At 66.2% G+C, this 17,965-nt stretch carries 19 protein-coding genes; 6 read left to right on the forward strand and 13 right to left on the reverse strand.

Annotation, left to right across the window (positions count from 1 at the left end):
- Positions 1-258 precede the first annotated feature (258 nt).
- Positions 259-873, forward strand: coding sequence for a heme-binding protein (locus QW868_RS05975; RefSeq protein ID WP_315778588.1), 615 nt, complete (start codon positions 259-261; stop codon positions 871-873).
- Between the two features lie 272 nt (positions 874-1,145).
- On the opposite strand, the gene QW868_RS05980 is transcribed toward QW868_RS05975, so the two are convergent.
- Both QW868_RS05980 and QW868_RS05985 read right to left on the reverse strand, forming a co-directional pair.
- Positions 1,146-1,922 carry a cyclase family protein gene (locus tag QW868_RS05980; protein WP_316230110.1) on the reverse strand — a complete coding sequence of 259 codons (777 nt, stop codon included), beginning with the start codon at positions 1,920-1,922 and terminating at the stop codon, positions 1,146-1,148.
- A 50-nt stretch (positions 1,923-1,972) separates the two neighbouring features.
- The gene (locus QW868_RS05985) at positions 1,973-2,962 is read right to left on the reverse strand and encodes a fumarylacetoacetate hydrolase family protein (protein ID WP_315771610.1); all 990 of its coding nucleotides are present in this window, start codon (positions 2,960-2,962) and stop codon (positions 1,973-1,975) included.
- Positions 2,963-3,062: 100 nt separating this feature from the next.
- On the opposite strand from QW868_RS05985, the gene QW868_RS05990 reads away from it, so the two are divergent.
- Genes QW868_RS05990 through QW868_RS06010 form a run of 5 tightly spaced genes read left to right on the forward strand, consistent with a single transcriptional unit; the run spans position 3,063 to position 7,029 of the window.
- The gene (locus QW868_RS05990) at positions 3,063-3,998 is read left to right on the forward strand and encodes an ABC transporter substrate-binding protein (protein ID WP_316230111.1); all 936 of its coding nucleotides are present in this window, start codon (positions 3,063-3,065) and stop codon (positions 3,996-3,998) included.
- A complete protein-coding gene (locus QW868_RS05995; protein ID WP_316230112.1) occupies positions 3,998-4,696 on the forward strand; it encodes a GntR family transcriptional regulator in 699 nt (232 codons plus the stop codon). The genes QW868_RS05990 and QW868_RS05995 overlap by 1 nt, the downstream gene beginning before the upstream one ends.
- Position 4,697: 1 nt before the next feature.
- The gene (locus tag QW868_RS06000; protein ID WP_316230113.1) at positions 4,698-5,501 is read left to right on the forward strand and encodes an ABC transporter ATP-binding protein; all 804 of its coding nucleotides are present in this window, start codon (positions 4,698-4,700) and stop codon (positions 5,499-5,501) included.
- Positions 5,498-6,265: an ABC transporter permease gene (locus tag QW868_RS06005; protein WP_316230114.1), complete on the forward strand. Its 768-nt coding sequence runs from the start codon at positions 5,498-5,500 to the stop codon at positions 6,263-6,265. Before QW868_RS06000 ends, QW868_RS06005 begins: the two co-directional genes overlap by 4 nt.
- Positions 6,262-7,029, forward strand: a complete 768-nt coding sequence (locus QW868_RS06010; protein ID WP_316230115.1) for an ABC transporter permease — start codon at positions 6,262-6,264, stop codon at positions 7,027-7,029. Before QW868_RS06005 ends, QW868_RS06010 begins: the two co-directional genes overlap by 4 nt.
- 295 nt (positions 7,030-7,324) lie before the next feature.
- Here QW868_RS06010 and QW868_RS06015 read toward each other — a convergent pair whose 3' ends face one another.
- The 11 genes from QW868_RS06015 to QW868_RS06065 form a co-directional block, all read right to left on the reverse strand.
- Entirely contained in the window at positions 7,325-7,657 is a 333-nt protein-coding gene (locus QW868_RS06015; RefSeq protein WP_316230116.1) for a DUF892 family protein, read from the reverse strand.
- Positions 7,658-8,028: 371 nt separating this feature from the next.
- Positions 8,029-9,420, reverse strand: a complete 1,392-nt coding sequence (locus tag QW868_RS06020; RefSeq protein ID WP_315778603.1) for a M20/M25/M40 family metallo-hydrolase — start codon at positions 9,418-9,420, stop codon at positions 8,029-8,031.
- A gap of 130 nt (positions 9,421-9,550) precedes the next feature.
- Positions 9,551-9,898, reverse strand: a complete 348-nt coding sequence (locus QW868_RS06025) for a RidA family protein (protein WP_315737085.1) — start codon at positions 9,896-9,898, stop codon at positions 9,551-9,553.
- Positions 9,899-9,905: 7 nt separating this feature from the next.
- Positions 9,906-11,039: an FAD-dependent oxidoreductase gene (locus tag QW868_RS06030; protein WP_316230117.1), complete on the reverse strand. Its 1,134-nt coding sequence runs from the start codon at positions 11,037-11,039 to the stop codon at positions 9,906-9,908.
- The gene (locus tag QW868_RS06035) at positions 11,036-12,442 is read right to left on the reverse strand and encodes an NAD(P)/FAD-dependent oxidoreductase (protein ID WP_316230118.1); all 1,407 of its coding nucleotides are present in this window, start codon (positions 12,440-12,442) and stop codon (positions 11,036-11,038) included. Before QW868_RS06035 ends, QW868_RS06030 begins: the two co-directional genes overlap by 4 nt.
- Positions 12,439-12,735: a (2Fe-2S)-binding protein gene (locus QW868_RS06040; protein WP_316230119.1), complete on the reverse strand. Its 297-nt coding sequence runs from the start codon at positions 12,733-12,735 to the stop codon at positions 12,439-12,441. Before QW868_RS06040 ends, QW868_RS06035 begins: the two co-directional genes overlap by 4 nt.
- Before the next feature lie 34 nt (positions 12,736-12,769).
- The gene (locus tag QW868_RS06045) at positions 12,770-13,906 is read right to left on the reverse strand and encodes an FAD-dependent oxidoreductase (protein WP_316230120.1); all 1,137 of its coding nucleotides are present in this window, start codon (positions 13,904-13,906) and stop codon (positions 12,770-12,772) included.
- An 11-nt stretch (positions 13,907-13,917) separates the two neighbouring features.
- Positions 13,918-14,727: an ABC transporter permease gene (locus QW868_RS06050; protein ID WP_316230121.1), complete on the reverse strand. Its 810-nt coding sequence runs from the start codon at positions 14,725-14,727 to the stop codon at positions 13,918-13,920.
- Complete coding sequence (locus QW868_RS06055; RefSeq protein ID WP_315736974.1) at positions 14,724-15,605, reverse strand: ABC transporter permease; 882 nt, start codon at positions 15,603-15,605, stop codon at positions 14,724-14,726. The genes QW868_RS06050 and QW868_RS06055 overlap by 4 nt, the downstream gene beginning before the upstream one ends.
- A complete protein-coding gene (locus QW868_RS06060) occupies positions 15,602-16,645 on the reverse strand; it encodes an ABC transporter ATP-binding protein (RefSeq protein ID WP_315736973.1) in 1,044 nt (347 codons plus the stop codon). The genes QW868_RS06055 and QW868_RS06060 overlap by 4 nt, the downstream gene beginning before the upstream one ends.
- Positions 16,646-16,837: 192 nt before the next feature.
- Positions 16,838-17,869, reverse strand: coding sequence for an ABC transporter substrate-binding protein (locus QW868_RS06065; protein WP_315771625.1), 1,032 nt, complete (start codon positions 17,867-17,869; stop codon positions 16,838-16,840).
- Positions 17,870-17,965: the final 96 nt, after the last annotated feature.

Below are 17,965 nucleotides of genomic sequence, written 5' to 3' on the forward strand. Positions count from 1 at the left end.
GTCGCCCGACGGGCACGCACCGCCATCGGCACGCGCGTAGCCGGATGAGCGCAGCGACATCCGGGGGGCCCCTACGCCTCGTGCGATCCCGGATATCGCTGCGCTCATCCGGGCTACGCTACAGTCGGGCGTCGCGAAGGACGACCGCAGGCGGGCACCCGGCACGTGATCTGCCGGACCTTCGCTCGCGTTTCCTCGTTATTCAATCCTGACGGCGCAACCGCCATGACCGAGCCGACACCACCGGGGAGACGCCGCATGCTGATCTGGCTCACCGGCATCGTCGTGCTCGCGCTGGCCGGCGCCGCCATCGCCGCGGGGCCGATCATGAGCCGGGTCGAACATCCCAGATACGACGTCGTTTCGCGCGATGGCAACTTCGAAATCCGCGCCTATGCGCCGATGATCATCGCGAAGGCCGAGGTGCAGGGCGCGCGCAAGCCGGCGATCGAGGAAGGCTTTCGCATCATCGCCGGCTACATTTTCGGCGCCAACCGTGCGAAGACGAAGATCGCCATGACCGCGCCGGTGCAGCAGCAGGCCAGCGCCACCATCGCGCCCGCCGATGGCGTCGCCAGCGACCGCTGGAGCATCAGCTTCGTGATGCCCTCGAACTGGTCGCTCGACACTCTCCCGCCGCCGGCCGATGCCCGGATCAAGCTGACGGCCCAGTCTGCGCAGCGCATGGTCGCGATCACCTTTTCGGGCTCCACCTCCGACGGCATCATCGCTGACAAGACTCGCCAACTGCGTGACTACGCGCAGCGCAAGGGGCTGACCGTCACCGGATCGCCGCTGCTCGCGTTCTACAATCCGCCCTGGACCCTGCCGATGCTGCGGCGGAACGAGGTCATGCTGGCGTGTAGTTGCTAAAGCGAGATGAGAGAGAGCGGCCTGATTTTGCAGTCAAGGTCGGCTCGCAACTGTCACCACGACGCGCGACGAGCTCCCTCTCTGGCTTTGCCGAGTCTCCTCCTCGGTCATTCCGGGGCGTGCGCAGCGCGAACCCGGAATCCATCCTTCAGCGCACGTCGCGCGGCTCGATGGATTCCGGGCTCGTCGCGCTGGCGCGCGCCGCCCCGGAATGACGCGAAGATCAAACGCGCCAGAACCCATGTCGTGACTTCAATCGGAGATTAGGCGCCTCACCCCTCGATGATCGCCACCGCCCGCGTCCAGCCGGCCGAGGCGCGCTCGATCTTCACCGGGAAGCACGACACGATGAAGCCGGTCGACGGCAGTTGCTCCAGATTGTGCAGCTTCTCCAGATGGCAATAGCCGATGTGGCGTCCGGCCTTGTGGCCTTCCCAGATCAGCGCGGCATCGTGGGTCTCGGCGTATCTCTGCGCGGTGAACACGAACGGCGCGTCCCAGCTCCAGCCGTCGGTGCCGGTCAGGCGCACGCCGCGCTCGAGCAGATACATGGTCGCCTCATAGCCCATGCCGCAGCCGGAATTGACATAGTTGGCCTGGCCGAAGCGCGCGCCGGCCGAGGTATTGACGACGACGATCTCGAGCGGTGACAGCGTGTGGCCGATGCGCTTGAGCTCATCCTCGACATCCCTCGCGGTCACCACATAGCCGTCCGGGAAACGACGGAAGTCGAGCTTCACGCCCGGCTGCAGGCACCATTCCAGCGGCACCTCGTCGATGGTCCAGGCGCGCTCGCCGCGGTTCATCGTCGGATGAAAGTGCCAGGGCGCATCGAGATGCGTGCCGTTGTGGGTCGAAAGATTCACCTGCTCGACCGCCCAGCCCTGCCCGTCCGGCAGATCCTCAGCTTTCAGCCCGTCGAAGAACTGCAGCATGCGCGGCAGGCCCTGCTGATGGTCGATATAGGTGATGGTCGGATGATTGCCGGGCGGATCGGCGGACACGTCGTTCTGCAAGGGCACGGAGATGTCGATCAGTCTGCGGGCCATGGGCGGTCCTCTCTTGTCATCGTTCTTGGTTGTTGTCGTCGGCAGCAGGATCAGACGTCCTGCCGCTCGACCTTGTTCTTCAGGATGCCGATCTTCTCGACCTCGAGCTCGATCACGTCGCCATGTTCGAGATACCAGCCGAGCTCCAGGCCACAGCCATTGCCGACGGTGCCCGAGCCGATGAACTCGCCCGGCATCAGAGTCTCGTCCTTGCTGATATAGGCGATCAGCTCCTCGAACGGGAACAGCATGCCCTCGCTGACGCCACGCGAGCGCACCTCGCCGTTGACGCGCGCCTCCATCTTCAGGCGATAGGGATCGCCGATCTCGTCGGGGGTCACGATCCACGGCCCCATCACGTTGCCGCCGTCAAAACTCTTGCCCTTGGAGGGGCCGAGGCGGCCGTCCATCTCGATGCGCTGCGTGTCGCGCGCGGAGAAGTCGTTGAAGATCGTGAAGCCGAAGATGTGATCGCGCGCCTTCGCGGCCGGAATATCCTTGCCCTTGCCCCTGGTGATGATGCCGAACTCCAGCTCATAGTCCATCACCTTGCTGTAGCGCGGCCATTTCACCGTCGTGTTGGGGCCGCGCACGCTGAAGCGGTTGGTGATGTAGAAGATCGGGACCTTGCGATAGACCTCGGGCAGTTCGCCGAGCGGCTCGGCATCGATGCGCGCGAGCTCCTCCGCGTCGCCGCGCTGCCGCGCCGCGAGCTTTCGCTGGCCGCGCGGCGCCTGCAGGATGTGCAGCGGAAACGACATGCCGTCGCGCATCTGCCGCGGCTCCGGCACCGGGGCCAGCAGCTCGGTGCCGCCGACGTCGCGCGAGAGGCTTTCGTCGCTGCCATGGCGCTCGACCAGCGCGCGTGCTGCGTCGAGCGCGGCTTCGCCGGCATCGATCAACGACAGCATCGAGCCGAACGCCGGATTGCTCTTGCCAGCGCGATCGGCGGCCGCGGTGAGGTCGAAAAGCTTGGAATCGCCGCCATGGACGACGCCGATCCGCTCCCCGCCTTCCGCTCGAAATGTCGCAAGTTTCACGCTGGCCTCCCCTTGTGTTCTATCTGAAAATATACAAACATAGAAAATATCGATAAACAAGAGGCGTCCGAGAGAGGGACGCCCGCGGGAGGAGTCAAGGATGCGTCATCGGATCATCAGTGCTGCGCTCGGATCGGTGCTGGCCACGCTTGCGCTCACATCTGCGACACGCGCCGAGAAGATCCAGATCGGCTGCACCGCCACCTCGGACTGCGCCTCGGCGATGGTCGCGGTCGACGAAGGCATCTTCAGGAAGCACGGCCTGGACGCCGAGATGGTGCTGATCGGGATCAACTCGAACATCCCCGCGGCCATCCTCTCCAACTCGATCCAGATCGGCGGGCCGACCTCGACGGTGTTCCTCCAGGCGGCCGATGGCGGTCTCGACCTGGTCGCCGTCTCCGGCGCCTCGATCATGACCAAGACCTCGAACGACGCGATCGCCGCCTTCGTGCGCAACGGCGTCACCATGAACGGCCCGCAGGACTTCAAGGGCAAGAAGGTCGGCGCCCCCGGCATCGGCGCGTTCCTGCAAGTGCTGTTCGTGAAATGGCTGGTCGAGAAGGGCGTCGATCCGAAGAGCGTCAACTTCGTCGAGGTGACGTTCCCGACCATGGCCGACACCATCAAGTCGGGTGGCGTCGATGCGGTGCTGACGGCGGAGCCTTTCGTGATGCGCATGACCAATGCCAATCTCGGCACGGTGGGCGCGCACTACGCGGCCGAGCTCGCCCGCACCGAGCCGATCATCTTCTATGCGGCCTCGCGCGAATGGGCGGAGAAGAACCCGGAGACCGTCAGGAAATTCCGCGCGGCCATCGCCGAGGCGGCGCCGGTCGTCAACAGCGACCGGGAGAAGGCCTCGGCCGCGATCGCCAAGTTCACCAAACAGCCGCTAGAGCTGGTCAAGCTGACGACGCCCAACTACGCCGAGCCGGTCCTGAAACCCGAGCAGCTTGGTTGGTGGATCGACGTGATGTCCGCGCAGAAGATGCTGCAGAGCAAGCTCGATCTCAAGAAGCTGATCCTCGACTGATGACGGCACCACACCCGATCCCGCAGACCGAGCCGCCGAGCAGCGACACGCTCAGCGAGCGCGCCGCCGCGCTGATCGAGCGCGACATCGTCGCCGGCGTCCTCGCCCCCGGCTCGCGGCTTGGGATCGTCGAGCTTGCCAAGCGCTACGAGATCGGGCCGACGCCGGTCCGGGAAGGGCTGTCCCGGCTGGTGTCGCGCGGCCTGATCGTCGGCATCGGCCAGCGCGGCTTTCGCGTGGCCGAGGTCAGCCGCGACGATCTCGTTGACATCACGCGCATGCGCACTGTCGTGGAAAAAGAGGCGCTGCGGCTGGCGATGCAGAGCGGCGACGACCAATGGGAGGCCGGCATCGTCGCCGCGCTCCATCAGATGCGCCGCTACATCCAGCGCATGCAGAGCGAGTTCCGCGAAGGCGCTCCGGAGTTCGATCGCTTGCACAAGGCGTTTCACACCGCGCTGCTGGGGGCCTGCGGATCACGGCGCCTGCTCGCCGCTCATTCGGATCTCTACGACCAGGCCTATCGCTACCGCCGCGTCATGATGCGTAGCTTCGAGGATGGCAGCGGCTTCATCAAAGAGCACGAGACGCTCGCCGACCTCGTGCTCGCGCGCAATGCCGCCGCGGCCCAAGCGCGGCTTGAGGCACATCTGCGCTCGACCGTCGATATCGTCTATCCGCATCCGAAGGGATCCTGAGATGGCAGAGCCTGCCCTCGCATTGGTGCAATCATCTCCCTCGCCTGTGCGCGCGCAGATCGCCTTCGACGATGTCGCGCTGGTGCTCGGCGGCAAGACGATCATCGACACGATCAGCCTGGAGGTCGCGACTGGCGAGATCCTGTGCGTGGTCGGCGCCTCCGGCTGCGGCAAGACCACGGCGCTGCGGCTCGCCGCCGGCCTCTATCAGCCGAGCGGCGGCACGGTGCGTTTCGAGGGCGAGGCGATGCGCGCGCCGCGGCGCGAGATCGCGGTCGTGTTCCAGGATTATGGCAAGGCGCTGCTGCCCTGGCGCACCGCCGCCGGGAACATCTCGCTGGCCCTGGAGACGATCGGCATGCCCGCCATCAAGCGCGAGACGCGCATCGCCGAACTGCTGGCCAAGGTCGGGCTGGCCGGCCATGCGGCCAAATATCCGACGGAGATGTCCGGCGGCATGCAGCAGCGGCTGCAGATCGCGCGCTGTCTCGCGCAGGATCCAAAGGTGCTGCTGATGGATGAGCCGTTCGGCGCGCTGGACGCGATGACGCGACAGGGGCTGCAGGACGAGATGCTGGCGCTGGTGGCGGCGACCGGCGCCACCGTCGTGTTCGTCACGCATGATCTGGAGGAAGCGATCTATCTCGGCGACCGCGTGGTCGGCCTGCTGCCGCATCCCGGCCGCGTCGGCCTCACGATGCAGATCGACCTGCCGCGGCCGCGCGACCAGTTGGCGACGCGCGAGCATCCGGAGTTCCTGCGGCTGCGGCGCGAGCTGTTCGACTTCATCAAGGCGAGCGAATGACGATGCCGGATCGCATCAAGCCCGCCCTGCTGCCGTTCGCGGCGCTGCTCGTGTTCGAGGCCTGGATGCGGCTCGCCGGCGTGCAGAGCGACTCGCTGGCGCCGCCGAGCGCGATCGCGATCGCCTTGCTGGACGCGCTGACCGACGGCTCGCTGCTGGCCGCGACGCGCGACACGCTCGCCTCGGTGTTCGCCGGCCTCGCGCTCGGCGGCACCATCGGCCTCGTGCTGGGCATCGCGCTCGGCCTGTCGCATATCTTCAACCGGTTGATGGAGGTCACGATCGAGGCGATCAGGCCCATTCCTTCAGTGGCGCTGCTGCCGATCGCGCTGATCGCGCTCGGCTTTGGCTATCGCATGGAGATCGCGATCGTCGCCTTTGCCTGCGTCTGGCCGGTGCTGATCGTGACGCGTGCCGCGGTGGGCGGCATCGAGCCGCGGCTGCTCGAGGTGGCGCGCGTGCTGCGGCTGACGCAGCGCGATCGCATCAGGAAGATCGTCATCCCCGCCGCCCTGCCCCGCATCTTCCTTGCGTTCCGCCTCGCCGCCGGCATCGCGCTGATCGTCGCCGTCACGGTCGAGATCGCCATCAATCCGCTCGGCCTCGGGGCCGGCATCATGACAGCGCAGCAGGCGCTGCGGCCGGACCTGATGCTCGCTTATCTCGTCTGGATCGGCGTCACGGGTTTCGCCCTCAACACCGTGCTGATGGCTGCACAGCGGAGCTTGTTCGGACGTGCGGCTGCCATGGGAGAGCAGGCATGAAATGGTCTGACATCGCCTGGCGCCTCGCCAGCTTCGCCGTCGCCGCCGGCATCATCGTGCTGTGGCAGTTCGCCGCCGATCAGCGCCTGATATCACCGGTGTTTCTTCCCAGTCCCGACCGCGCCTGGGCGGCGCTGCTGCGCGGCTTCACCAGCGGCGATCTCCTGACCAAGCTCACGGGCACCCTCACGCATATGGCCTATGGCTGGCTGCTCGCCTCCGCCGCCGGCATCGCGCTCGGCGCCATGATCGGCTCCTCGAAGACGATGCGCATCTACGTCGCGCCGACGCTGGAGCTGCTGCGGCCGCTGCCGGTCTCGGCGATCATTCCCGTCGCCATCGCCTTTCTTGGACTGAGCCAGGGCATGGCGCTGTTCGTGATCGCGTTCGGCTCGCTGTGGCCGCTGCTGCTCGGGACGATCCACGGCTTCGCCGCGGGCGAGCCGCGACTCTATGAAGTCGCGCGGGTGCTGCACATGTCGCGGCTCGCCGTGATCTTCAAGATCGCGCTGCCATCGGCCGCACCCGACATCCTCGCCGGCATGCGGCTGAGCCTCACGGTCGCGCTGATCCTCGCCGTCGTCTGCGAGATGCTCGCCGGTCTCGACGGCCTCGGCCAATGGGTGCTGCTGTCGGCGCGCTCGTTCCGCTCGGCGGATCTGTTTGCCGGCGTGATGCTGCTCGGAATCATCGGCTATATGACCGCGCTCGCGATGGGCGCGGCCGAGAGCCGGCTGCTGCGCTGGCAGCACGCGCGACGGTGAAGCTCAGGTCGCGCGCGATCGCGGTGAAATATTGCCGAAGGCCGCTCAAGCCGGCTTCCAGGAGCGCGACTGGACCGACCGCCCATGGCTCCGGTTGCGGAGCCAGCATCTGACCCGCCCCCTGAAAGAAAGAGGCCGCCGACACACAAGGTGCAGGCGGCCCAAGTCCAGGGAGGAAACGCCCCAAGAAGGGCTAGGTTTTACTTACTAGATCAGGAGATTCGTGGGTATCCGGATGATACCGGAGGTTGTCATCGCGCTGACGGTTCCCTATCCCGACCGAGATACCGCCAGGTCACGCCGTCTGACGCTCTTCGTGGCGAACGAATTCCAGCGTGACCTTCTCGACATCGGAGTCGACCCACTCTGCTCTCCGTTCCTCCTCCTGCAGCGACTGTTCGAGCGGCGCACGGGCCTCCTCGACGCCGGCGGCACGGCACAGCGAGAGCAGCGACGTGTAGGCGGCGATCTCAAATTTCTCGAATGCGTTGTTGGCGAAGGTGTTCTTCAGGAACTCGTCGCCGGACATCGCCTGTCCGATGGCCGCCGAGAACGAATCCTTCTCAGCGCCACATGGTCGGTGTGACAAGATGCGCGCTATCGGACCGTTTCCGACCGAGAGCGCCAAGGCTTTGTGCAGCCTGATCGACATTGGGCGCGGGATCGATTGCGGGCGCGTGGTCGAGTTGGATCACGGGAACCGCGGCGAGGTGTTCCGACGCGCTGCGCTGATCGCGCGCGCAAGGAGAAGCGGAACTTACCGAATCACTCGGCTGGTCAACGGGGTCGTGCATGTGGCAGCTCCGAGCCCTGAAGCGGCGTTTACTAATCTCTTCCGAGACTAGGCGATATCAACTGCGTTAATCCATGCGCGATCTCGCCGCGTGCGGCCGATTCGCCCGCAACGCGACGAACCAGCGTGTGCTTGCCATCCGTTCATGGCTGCTCGATGACGCCTCCCGCACTGCACGCGAGATCGTGATGGGCGTTGCACCGGCATCAGCGCTCGCGCGCGCCGACGCGGTCGAGCAGTGCCGCACCGGTGCGAATGCCATTGTAGAAGCAGTCGATCGTCATGTTCTCGTTCGGCGCGTGATTGGCCTCGTCGGCATTCGCATAGGGAACGACGAAGGCCGGGACGCCGAGGATCTTGGTGAAGACGTAGTCCGGCAGACTGCCGCCAGTGCACGGAAATTCGAGGGGCGTGACGCCCTGTGCCAATCGAATCGCGTCGCGGATGATTGCGCCATAGGGCGAATCGAGCGGCACGCGCGAGGGCAGCATGCCGCCGCGGGGGATGAACTCGACCTCGGGCGCGTGCTTCCTGACATGGGCCTCGACCTTGGCCAGCACGTCGCCCGGCGTCATCGCTTCGACCAGGCGGATGTCGCATTTCACGACCGCCTCGCACGGCAGGACGGTCTTGCTGCCGGGGCCGCCATAGCCGCCGTGAAAGCCATTGATGGTGAGCGTCGGGTGGAACATCAGCCGCTCGTAGTAGCCGCGTTCTGCCGGCGCATCGAGGCGGCTGAGACCGAGGCTTGCCTTGGCGGCATCGAGATCGAGCGGCAAACGCTTCACCGCAGCGACGTCAAGCGCACTTGGCGGCACGATCGCGTCGTGGAGACCGTCGATGGTGATCTCGCCGGCGGCATTCTTCATCGTCGCAAGCAGATGCACCAGGGTCCAGATCGGATTCGGCACGATGCCGCCGAGATTGCCGGAATGAACGTCGCGGATGGCGTGCTTGGCGCGCAGCTCGAACGAGCACATGCCACGGACGCCATAGGTCATGGTCGGCCGTCCCGACGCATGCATCGGGCCGTCGGCGGTGACCACGAAATCGGCCTTCAACTTCTCGCGATGCGTGGCGACAAACTCGGCAATGCGTGGGCTGCCGATTTCCTCCTCGCCTTCGAGCAGGAAGATGACGTTGCACGGCAGCTCGCCGTGAACCTTGAGATGCGATTCGATCGCCATGAGCTGCGCGAAATGCTGCCCTTTGTTGTCGCCGATGCCGCGGGCATAGATGCGGCCGTCGCGGATGGTCGGCTCGAACGGCGGACTCAGCCACAGCTCCAGCGGATCCGGCGGCTGCACGTCGTAGTGCCCGTAGAGGAGCACGGTCGGCGCGCCCGGCTTGTTGTGCCAGCGTCCCAGCACCATCGGATGACCCGCGGTCGGCACCGCCTCGGCCTCGAGGCCGATCTCCCGCAGCATCCTCACCAGCAGCGCAGCCACCTCGGCAATGCCGACATTGTGCGCGCTGATCGAGGGATGGCGCACATAGTCCATCACGCGGGTGAGAAAATGCTCCCTCTCGGCGTCGATGTGCCGGAACACGGCAGCGAGACCGGCGGAAGGAGATGGAACGGTGCGGGCATCGCTCATGAGGTCGTCTTTCGTCGCGTGACGTTGCAGTCACACCATGTTCGATCGAAATCCCCTCAAAAGCAAATGACGCGCGGAGCGAGTCCGCGCGTCACCCTCGATCACATTTGTCCGAGCCGAGGCGTTGTGCTCAGCCCTTCAAGGCGGTGATGACGATCTCGATCAGCGCGCCGCCGCCGAGATCGGAGACGCCGACCGTGGCGCGAACCGGCAGATCGTCGCCGAAAAACTCGGTCCAGGCCGCATCCATCTCCTTCTTCTTCGACAGGTCGGTGACGAAGATCTGGCCGGAGACGACGCGCGACTTGTCGGTGCCGGCCTCTTTCAGGAAGCCGTCGATCTTGCCGAGAATATTACGGGTCTGCTCGCCCATCGACACCGAGGTGTCGTCGGCGATGGTGCCGCCGATGAAGACGAAGCCGTTGGCCTCGACGATGCGGTGATGAATGGCGGAGCGGATCTTGCGGGTGATCGTCATCATGTCCTCATGTCGTTGACGAAGGGGTGGAAGTCTGAAAGCGCGCAATGCCGAGATCGCCGATCCGCGTCTGGGTGCCGCCGTGCACGATGAGCTCGGCCATCACCGCGCCGGCACCGGGGCCGAGCTGGAAGCCGTGCGCGGAGAAGCCGAACTGGTGATACAGCCCCTCGTGCCGCGCACTCGGTCCAAACACCGGAATGTCGTCGCGCATGCGCGCCTCGATGCCGGCCCAGGCACGCACGATGGTCGCGCTGCGCATCACCTCGAACAGCTCCGCGACGGTGCGCGCACTCTCCGACAATTTGCGCCAGTCCAGCACGGTCTCGTTGCGGTCCTGGTCGGGCGTTGCAAGATGGCCCCCGCCGATCAGCACCGTGCCGTTGGGGAACTGCTTGAATGACAGTTTGCGGCCGCGCAGGATGACGACGGGATCGATGAAGTGCGCGACGGGAGACGTGATCATCAGCATCGGCGCGATGGTCTCGACCGGGACCGGCTCGCCGAACAGCGCGGCGATCCGTCCCGCCCAGGCGCCGGCGGCATTGACCAGCACCGGCGCGGCAAAGCTCTCAGGACCGACGTCGACATGCCAGAGCTTGCCGTCCTTGCGGATGTTCGTCGCGGCCACGCCCTCGCGAATGAGCGCGCCGAGCTGCTCCGCCTTGCGGCGGAACGCCGTCGTGGTGCGCGCAGGCTGCGCCGCGCCGTCGCGCCGCGACACCACGCCGCCCGGACAGCTCTCCGCCACCGCCGGCACGAGGCGGCGCAATTCCGTGCCGTCGATCAGCTCCTCATGGGTGAAGCCGCGCGCATTGAGATCGGCGACGCGGGCACGGCAGGCGTCGAGCTCCGCGTCGTTCTCGGCGACCAGCACCTGGCCGAAGCTTTCGAAGCCGCAATCATCGTCGACCAGGTCGCTGATGTTCTCCCAGATGCCCATCGAGCGGATCGACAGCGGAATCTCCGCGACGTCGCGCGCGAGCTGGCGCACGCCGCCGGCGTTGACACCGGAGGCGTGGCGGCCGGCATAGTCCTTCTCGATCAGCACCGGCTTCAACCCGGCCAGGCATAGATGCAGCGCGGTCGAGCAGCCGTGGATGCCGCCACCCACGATGATGGCATCCTTCTTCACCGTCATCCGCGCACCACGGCCTTGGTGGCCTCTTCGGTCTTCGGCAGGCTCGCGAGCTCGGACAGCATGATCGGCTTCACCGGCGCGCGCAGCCGGTAATAGCCGATCTCCTGCGGGCTCTTGCCGCGCGCCTGCGCCATCAGCTCGGTGACGGTGAGGCCACACAGCCTGCCCTGGCATGGCCCCATGCCGGTGCGGCGATAGGCCTTGAGCTGGTTCGGTCCGGTGGCCCCGATCGCGACGGAGTCGAGCACGTCCTTGGCGGTGATCTCCTCACACCGGCACACGATGGTGTCGCCTTGCGGGATACGGAACTGTTCTGCCGGCTGGAATAGAACGTCGAGGAAGACACGGCCACGCTCGGCGCGTTTCAACTGCGCTGAATAGTCCAAAACCTTTGCCTGGGGCCGAAGGGCCTTGATGGCGCTGGCTGCCGCGATGCGTCCGCGCCACAGCGCGGCCTGCGCACCGCCGATGCCGGCACCGTCGCCGGCAATCGCGATGCCCGGAATCGAGCTGTTGCCGCCGGCGTCCAGCACGGGCGTCCAGCACAGCTGCAGCTCATTCCAGCGATGCTCGACGCCGGCGGCCATCGCCAGATTGACGTTCGGCACCACGCCCTGATGCAAGAATAACAGCTCGGCCGGCAGCGTCTCGCGCTTGCCGCCCGCGGCGACATAGCTGACGGCGTCGAGCTTGCCGTTGCCGGTGGCAGCCAGCTCCGTCACGCCCGTGGTGACCGGCACCTTCGCGCGCACCTCGCGCATCATCGCCAGACCCTTGAGAAAATAGGACGAGGTCACGAAGGCGAAGGCGTGCGGTAGTGCTGTGATGTAGTTCGCGCGCGGCGTGGTGTCGAGCACGCGGTCGATGCGACCGCCAAGCCGCAGGATCTGGGCGGCGAGCAGCCACAGCAGCGGTCCCTGCCCTGCGATCACCGCCGGACAATCCGGCACCAGCCCCGACGATTTCAGCATCGTCTGCGCCGCGCCCGCCGTCATCACGCCGGGCAGGGTCCAGCCGGGAATCGGGAACGGGCGCTCCTGCGCCCCGGTCGCGATGATGACCCGCCCGGCCTTGATGAAGGCCGAGCCGCCGCCGACGGAGACGCCGAGTTCGAGCTTGCGATCGAGGCTCCACACCGTGGCCCGATGGATGATCTCGGCCCCGCTGGTCTCGGCAGACTTTGCGATCTCGGCCCCGGACCAATAGTCGGTGCCGAGCAGCGCTTCACTCTTCACCGGCGTCGAATTGATCGCGCGCCAGACCTGCCCGCCGGGACCAGCATTCTCGTCCAGCAGCAAAGTCGACAGGCCGGCGCCGGCCGTCGCGGTCGCTGCGGCCAGCCCGGCCGGGCCAGCGCCGATCACCACGACGTCGTATTGATCATGCTTCGGCGCCGCGCTCATTTGCCGATCTCCCGCTTGCCCTTCTGGATTTCGATTTGCATGCCCTCGGCGACCGGGACCAGGCAGCCCTGCCGATTGCCGACGCCATCGATGGTGACCAGGCAATCGAAGCACACGCCCATCATGCAGTAGGGCAGCCGCTTGGCGCCGCTGACCCCGGTCGAGCGCCTGACGTCGAGACCCGACGCAAGCAGCGCCGCCGAGACCGTGTCGCCTTCGCGCGCGGCGATCGCCTTGCCTTCGACATGGATCGTCACCGATCGCCTGGCGTCACCCTCTGCTCGCTTGAACATCATCATCTCCGCGCCCGTCCCGGGCCTCTCACTATCAGTAGTAGCCACTGCCGCCCGCTCCCGCCTCGCAGTCGAAGCGCCTGGCTGTGAATGCGCCGACCAGCTCCGGCTCCAGCGCGCCGTCCTTGACCATGCGCGCGATGTCGAACGCGTGGTTCGCCGCGAGCGTCACGCCGGAATGGCAGCAGGCGACGAAGGCGCCTGGGTGGCTCTCCGACTGCTCGTAGATCGGGAAGCCGTCCTTCGGCATCACGCGGATGCCGGTCCAGCTCCTGACGACGTTGAGCCGCGCCAGATGCGGGAAGGTGCGCTGGGCGCGATCGGCCATGACAGCGTTGATCGGATGGTTCTGCACGCGATCGTCGAGCTCGTCCTCCTTGCTGTCGCCGATCATCACCGTGCCTTCGTCGGTCTGGCGGATCGTGGTCAGCGGATGCGGCAGGAACGGCATCGTGCGCTCGGTCACGACGATCTGGCCGCGCGTCGGGCCCATCGGCGCCGACAGTCCAACCATGGGGGCCAAGGCCTGGTTGGCATTCCCTGCCGCGAGCACCACCTTCGCTGCGCGTACCTCGCCCTGCGCCGTCGTCAGCCTGAACTCATCGCCCTCACGGGCAATCGCGCCGACCGCGCGTTCTGGCAGATAGTCGACGCCGAACTGCTTCATGCCGGCATGCAGGGCGCGGAAGGTGCGCAGCGAATTCACGTGGCCATCATAGGGACAGAAGCTGCCGCCGGAGACCTCCGGGCCGATCAGCGGCAGCATCTTCTTCACCTCTGCCGCCGGCAGCATCTCCATCTGGTAGTCGGCGGCGCCGACCTGATTGTGCATGCGCGCGACGAGTTGCGTGCGCTGCTCGTACTCGGCCTCGCCCAGCGTGAGGTGAAAGCCGCCGTTCTGCTGCAGCGCGACGTCGAGCCCGGTCTGAGCCTTCAGCTCCTCGGCAAGCTTCGGCCACGCCTTGGAGCCGCGCACCGTCCAGCCGGTATAGGCCGGCATGCCCAGGCCCTTGCTCTGCACCCACACCAGCGCGAAGTTGGCGCGCGAGGCGCGTTTGGCAATATCGCCCTCGTCGAGCACGGCGACGCGCTGGCCGAGCCGGCCGAGCCCCCAGGCAATCGCAGAGCCGAGCAGGCCGCCGCCGACGACGGCGACGTCATAGTCTCTCATCGTAGTGTCTCCTATCGTCCTGCGTCGCCGCCTTTGGCGGTGAGCACGCGGTCGAGCCCGTAGAAGCGGTCGAGCAGGATCAGGACGGTCATGGTGATGGCGATGACGCTGGCCGATACCGATGTCACCAGCGGATCGATGTTGTCCTGGATGTAGAGGAACATGCGCACCGGCAGGGTCTCGGTGCCGGGCGTCGCCAGGAACACGGTCATGGTCAGATCGTCGAACGACTGGATGAAGGCGAGCATCCAACCGCTGACGATGCCGGGCAGGATCGCGGGCAAGGTGACGCGGCGAAACATCGTCCAGCCGTTGGCGCCGAGCGAGATCGCGGCCATCTCGATCGAGCGGTCCATGCCGGTCGCGGCCGCAAGCGTCAGCCGCAGCGCGAACGGAAACACCACGACGACATGGGCGATCACCAGCGCCACGAACGTGCCGCCGATGCCGACCGACGTGAAGAAGCGCAGGAAGGCGATGCCGAGCACCACATGCGGGATCATCAAGGGCGACAGGAACAGCGCCGACAGCGCGTCACGGCCGCGGAAGCGATAGCGGCTGATCGCGAGCGCCGCCGGCACCGCGAACAATAGCGCCACGCACGACGACAGCGCGCCGAGCCACAGGCTTACGCCGAAGGCGTGGACGAATTCCGGATAGTCGGCGAGCGCCCTGAACCAGCGCAGCGAGAAGCTCGTGATCGGAATCGACAGAAAGCCTTCCGGGGTGAACGCGACCCAGCACACGACGACGATCGGCGCCACCATGAAGACGACGAAGACGGCATGGAAGATCAGCGCCAGAGCACCGTTCCTGCTCATCGGAACATCTCCTGGTAGCGGCGCTCGATCAGCGCATTGGAGCCGACCACGATCAGGACGAGCGCGATCAGCAGCAGCACGGCAACCGCGGCGCCGAGCGGCCAGTTCAACGTGTTGAGGAATTCGTCATAGGCGAGCGTCGCGGCGACCTTGAGCCTGCGGCCGCCGATGATCGCCGGCGTCGCAAAGGCGCTGGCGGACAGCGAGAATACGATGATGGCGCCCGACAGCACGCCCGGCATGATCTGCGGCAGCACGATGCGGCGGACCACCGTCAGCGAGCTTGCACCCAGCGACAACGCCGCATTCTCGACCTGCGGATCGAGCCGCTGCAGTGCGGTCCATACCGCGAGCACCATGAACGGCATCATCGCGTGCGCCAGCGCGATCACCATGCCGGTTTCGGTGAACATGAACCGGACCGGCGAATCGATCAGGCCTGATGTCATCAGGAGCTTGTTGGCGAGCCCGTTGTTGCCGCCGAACAGGAGCGCCCAGCCGAGCGTGCGCGCAACCACCGAGATCAGCAGCGGGCCGATGATCACCAGCAGGAAGAGGCCCTTCCACGGCCCCTGCATGCGGTTGAGGATGTAGGCCTCGGGCACGCCGAACACCGCCGTTATCAAGGTCGCCAGCACCGCGACGCGGAAGGTGCGCCAGAACATCTCGGCGTAGTAGGGGTCGTCGAAGATCTCGATCCAGTTCTTCAGGATGAAGACCGGCTCGATGCCCTTGTACTGGCCCCAATCATGGAACGACAGCATCACCGTCATCGCCAACGGGATCACGACGACTCCCAGGAACAGCATCAAGGCCGGCAGCGCCAGCGAGAGGCCGGCGCGCGTCTCGGACGAGTTGGACGCGATGGTCGCGCTCATGCTGCAGCCTTCGCGGCGCGCAGGCTCATGTCCGAGACCTGCCAGACGAGATGCACCGCTGCGCCCTGCTCAGGCTGCGGCTGGCCGTCATTCTGCCGGATCACGATGGCGGGCCCGCATTCGGTGTCGCATTGGAACAGCCAGTGATTGCCCTGGAAGATGCGGCTCGTGATGCGCCCTGCAAGACCGGCGTCACCGAAGTTGATGCGCTCGGGCCGGACGCTGACGGCGACGGAGCCGGCCACGCCGGCCGGCGCCGGCGCACTCCAAGATCCCGCGACCAGTCTGGCCTGCCCCCCGGTGCGGTCCACGGTCGCAGCAAACTCGTTGGTCTTGCCGAGAAATTGCGCGACGAAGGCGGAGGCCGGCTGCTCGTACACCTGCTGCGGCGTGCCGATCTGCTCGATCCTCCCCTTGCTCATCACGACGATGCGGTCGGATAGCGACATCGCCTCGATCTGATCATGGGTGACGAGGATGGTCGTGGTGCCGAGATTGCGCTGGATCTGGCGCAGCTCGATCTGCATGTCCTCGCGCAGGCGCGCATCGAGATTGGACAGGGGCTCATCGAGCAGCAGCACGCTCGGGCGGATCACCAGCGCGCGCGCCAGCGCGACGCGCTGCTGCTGGCCGCCGGACATGCGGCGCGGATGACGGTCCTCATAGCCGGCGAGGCCGACCAGCGCGAGCGCCGCGCGCACGCGCTCCTCACGATCCTTGCGCGCGACCTTGCGCATCTCCAGGCCGAAGGCGACGTTCTCGGCCGCCGTCATGTGCGGAAACAGCGCGTAGCTCTGGAACACGATGCCGAGCCCGCGCTTCGCCGGCGGCATCGCGACCAGATCCCTGCCCTCGAGCCGGATCGCGCCGTGCGACGGGTCGAGGAAGCCCGCGATCATCTGCAAGGTTGTCGTCTTGCCGCAGCCGGACGGCCCCAGGAACGAGATGAACTCGCCCTTGGCGACGCCGAGGCTGAACTCCTCGACCGCCGTGTTGGGGCCGAAGGACTTGCCGACGCGGTCGAGCTCGAGGAAGGACATGCTTTGAATCCAGATGGGCGAGGAATGCTGGCGCCGCGCGCACGGTGCACTCCCCTCCCCCTTGCGGGGAGGGGCCGGGGGTGGGGGGCGGCCCGAAGACCATTGGTGTGGTCCCTCCCTCCCCGACCCTCCCCCACAAGGGGGGAGGGAGAAGACCGCCGTCGACGAGAGAGGCTCGCAACAAACGACTAGTCAGCGCTCGACTTCGCGATTCCAGCGCTTGGTCCATTCCTCGCGCTTCTCGTTGACCACGCTCCAATCCGGCGCATAGACCTTGGCGGCACGCTCGCCGATCGGCGCCATCGCGCCGACGCCCTCGGGCACGACCACGGACTTCACCACCGGGCCATAGCCATATTCCTTCAGCATCGTGAGCTGGATCTTCGGATCGAGCAGCAGCTTGATGAAGCTCGAGGCCAGCGGCGAGACCGACGGCTTGGCGATCGGACACGCCGTCGTCAGCAGGCTCACGGCACCTTCCTTCGGATAGACGAAATCGACCGGGAAGCCGGTATTGGCGAAGCTCTGCACGCGGCCGCTGCCCCACACGGCGATGACCGCCTGACCCGATTGGAACAGCTCGGTCATCTTGCCCGGCGACGGCTCGTAGGCCAGCACGTTCGGATTGATGTCGGTCTTGAAGATCTTGAAGCCGGCATCGACGTTCGCTTCGCTGCCGCCGTTCATCTTGGCCAGCATCAGCAGGACGTTGAGGCCGTAGGTGTTGTTGATCGGCGGGATGACGAGCAGCTGCTTGTATTTCGGATCCTTGAGATCATTCCACGACGTCGGCGCGGCCCAGCCTTTCTCGGCGAACACCTTTTTGTTGTACATCAGGCCGGTGGCGACGAGACCGATCGCGACCGCCTTGTCGTCCTTGAAGCGCGCGACATCGAGGAGATCGCCAGGCAGCCCGGTGACCTTGTCGCAGAAGCCGAGCTGGATCGCCTGGTACATCGGACCGTCGTCGACGATGGCGACGTCGATCTGCTGATTGCCTTTCTGCGCCTGCAGCTTGGCGAGTGTGTCGGTGGAGTTGCCGGCGACGTATTCGACCTTGACGCCGTTGGCCTGCTCGAACGGCGGGATCACTTCCTCGCGGATGGTCTTCTCGAACGAGCCGCCATAGCCGGCGACATAGAGCGTCTTCTGCTGAGCCCAGACCTGGGAGGCTGAAGCCAGGACGGCGACGCTGACCGCCATCAGGAGTTTAGGGTGCTTCATCGGACCGATCTCCATCATCTTGGATATGAGACGGTATTAAATAACCGTCCCAGGGAGATCGGGCTTGGCCGATGCATCCGCAGTCCAGAAAACCCG

The organism is Bradyrhizobium sp. SZCCHNR1051, assembly GCF_032489615.1.
In the GTDB taxonomy this organism is placed as follows: Bacteria; Pseudomonadota; Alphaproteobacteria; order Rhizobiales; family Xanthobacteraceae; genus Bradyrhizobium.

Coding starts and splice junctions, on each gene's coding strand:
- QW868_RS05975 (WP_315778588.1), top strand. CDS start 259: ATGCTGATCTGGCTCACCGGCATCGTCGTGCTCGCGCTGGCCGGCGCC.
- QW868_RS06030 (WP_316230117.1), bottom strand. CDS start 11,039: ATGACGGTGAAGAAGGATGCCATCATCGTGGGTGGCGGCATCCACGGC.
- QW868_RS06040 (WP_316230119.1), bottom strand. CDS start 12,735: ATGTTCAAGCGAGCAGAGGGTGACGCCAGGCGATCGGTGACGATCCAT.
- QW868_RS06050 (WP_316230121.1), bottom strand. CDS start 14,727: ATGAGCAGGAACGGTGCTCTGGCGCTGATCTTCCATGCCGTCTTCGTC.
- QW868_RS06065 (WP_315771625.1), bottom strand. CDS start 17,869: ATGAAGCACCCTAAACTCCTGATGGCGGTCAGCGTCGCCGTCCTGGCT.
- QW868_RS05980 (WP_316230110.1), bottom strand. CDS start 1,922: ATGGCCCGCAGACTGATCGACATCTCCGTGCCCTTGCAGAACGACGTG.
- QW868_RS06025 (WP_315737085.1), bottom strand. CDS start 9,898: ATGACGATCACCCGCAAGATCCGCTCCGCCATTCATCACCGCATCGTC.
- QW868_RS06055 (WP_315736974.1), bottom strand. CDS start 15,605: ATGAGCGCGACCATCGCGTCCAACTCGTCCGAGACGCGCGCCGGCCTC.
- QW868_RS06010 (WP_316230115.1), top strand. CDS start 6,262: ATGAAATGGTCTGACATCGCCTGGCGCCTCGCCAGCTTCGCCGTCGCC.
- QW868_RS05995 (WP_316230112.1), top strand. CDS start 3,998: ATGACGGCACCACACCCGATCCCGCAGACCGAGCCGCCGAGCAGCGAC.
- QW868_RS06000 (WP_316230113.1), top strand. CDS start 4,698: ATGGCAGAGCCTGCCCTCGCATTGGTGCAATCATCTCCCTCGCCTGTG.
- QW868_RS05990 (WP_316230111.1), top strand. CDS start 3,063: ATGCGTCATCGGATCATCAGTGCTGCGCTCGGATCGGTGCTGGCCACG.
- QW868_RS06060 (WP_315736973.1), bottom strand. CDS start 16,645: ATGTCCTTCCTCGAGCTCGACCGCGTCGGCAAGTCCTTCGGCCCCAAC.
- QW868_RS06020 (WP_315778603.1), bottom strand. CDS start 9,420: ATGAGCGATGCCCGCACCGTTCCATCTCCTTCCGCCGGTCTCGCTGCC.
- QW868_RS06045 (WP_316230120.1), bottom strand. CDS start 13,906: ATGAGAGACTATGACGTCGCCGTCGTCGGCGGCGGCCTGCTCGGCTCT.
- QW868_RS06035 (WP_316230118.1), bottom strand. CDS start 12,442: ATGAGCGCGGCGCCGAAGCATGATCAATACGACGTCGTGGTGATCGGC.
- QW868_RS06005 (WP_316230114.1), top strand. CDS start 5,498: ATGACGATGCCGGATCGCATCAAGCCCGCCCTGCTGCCGTTCGCGGCG.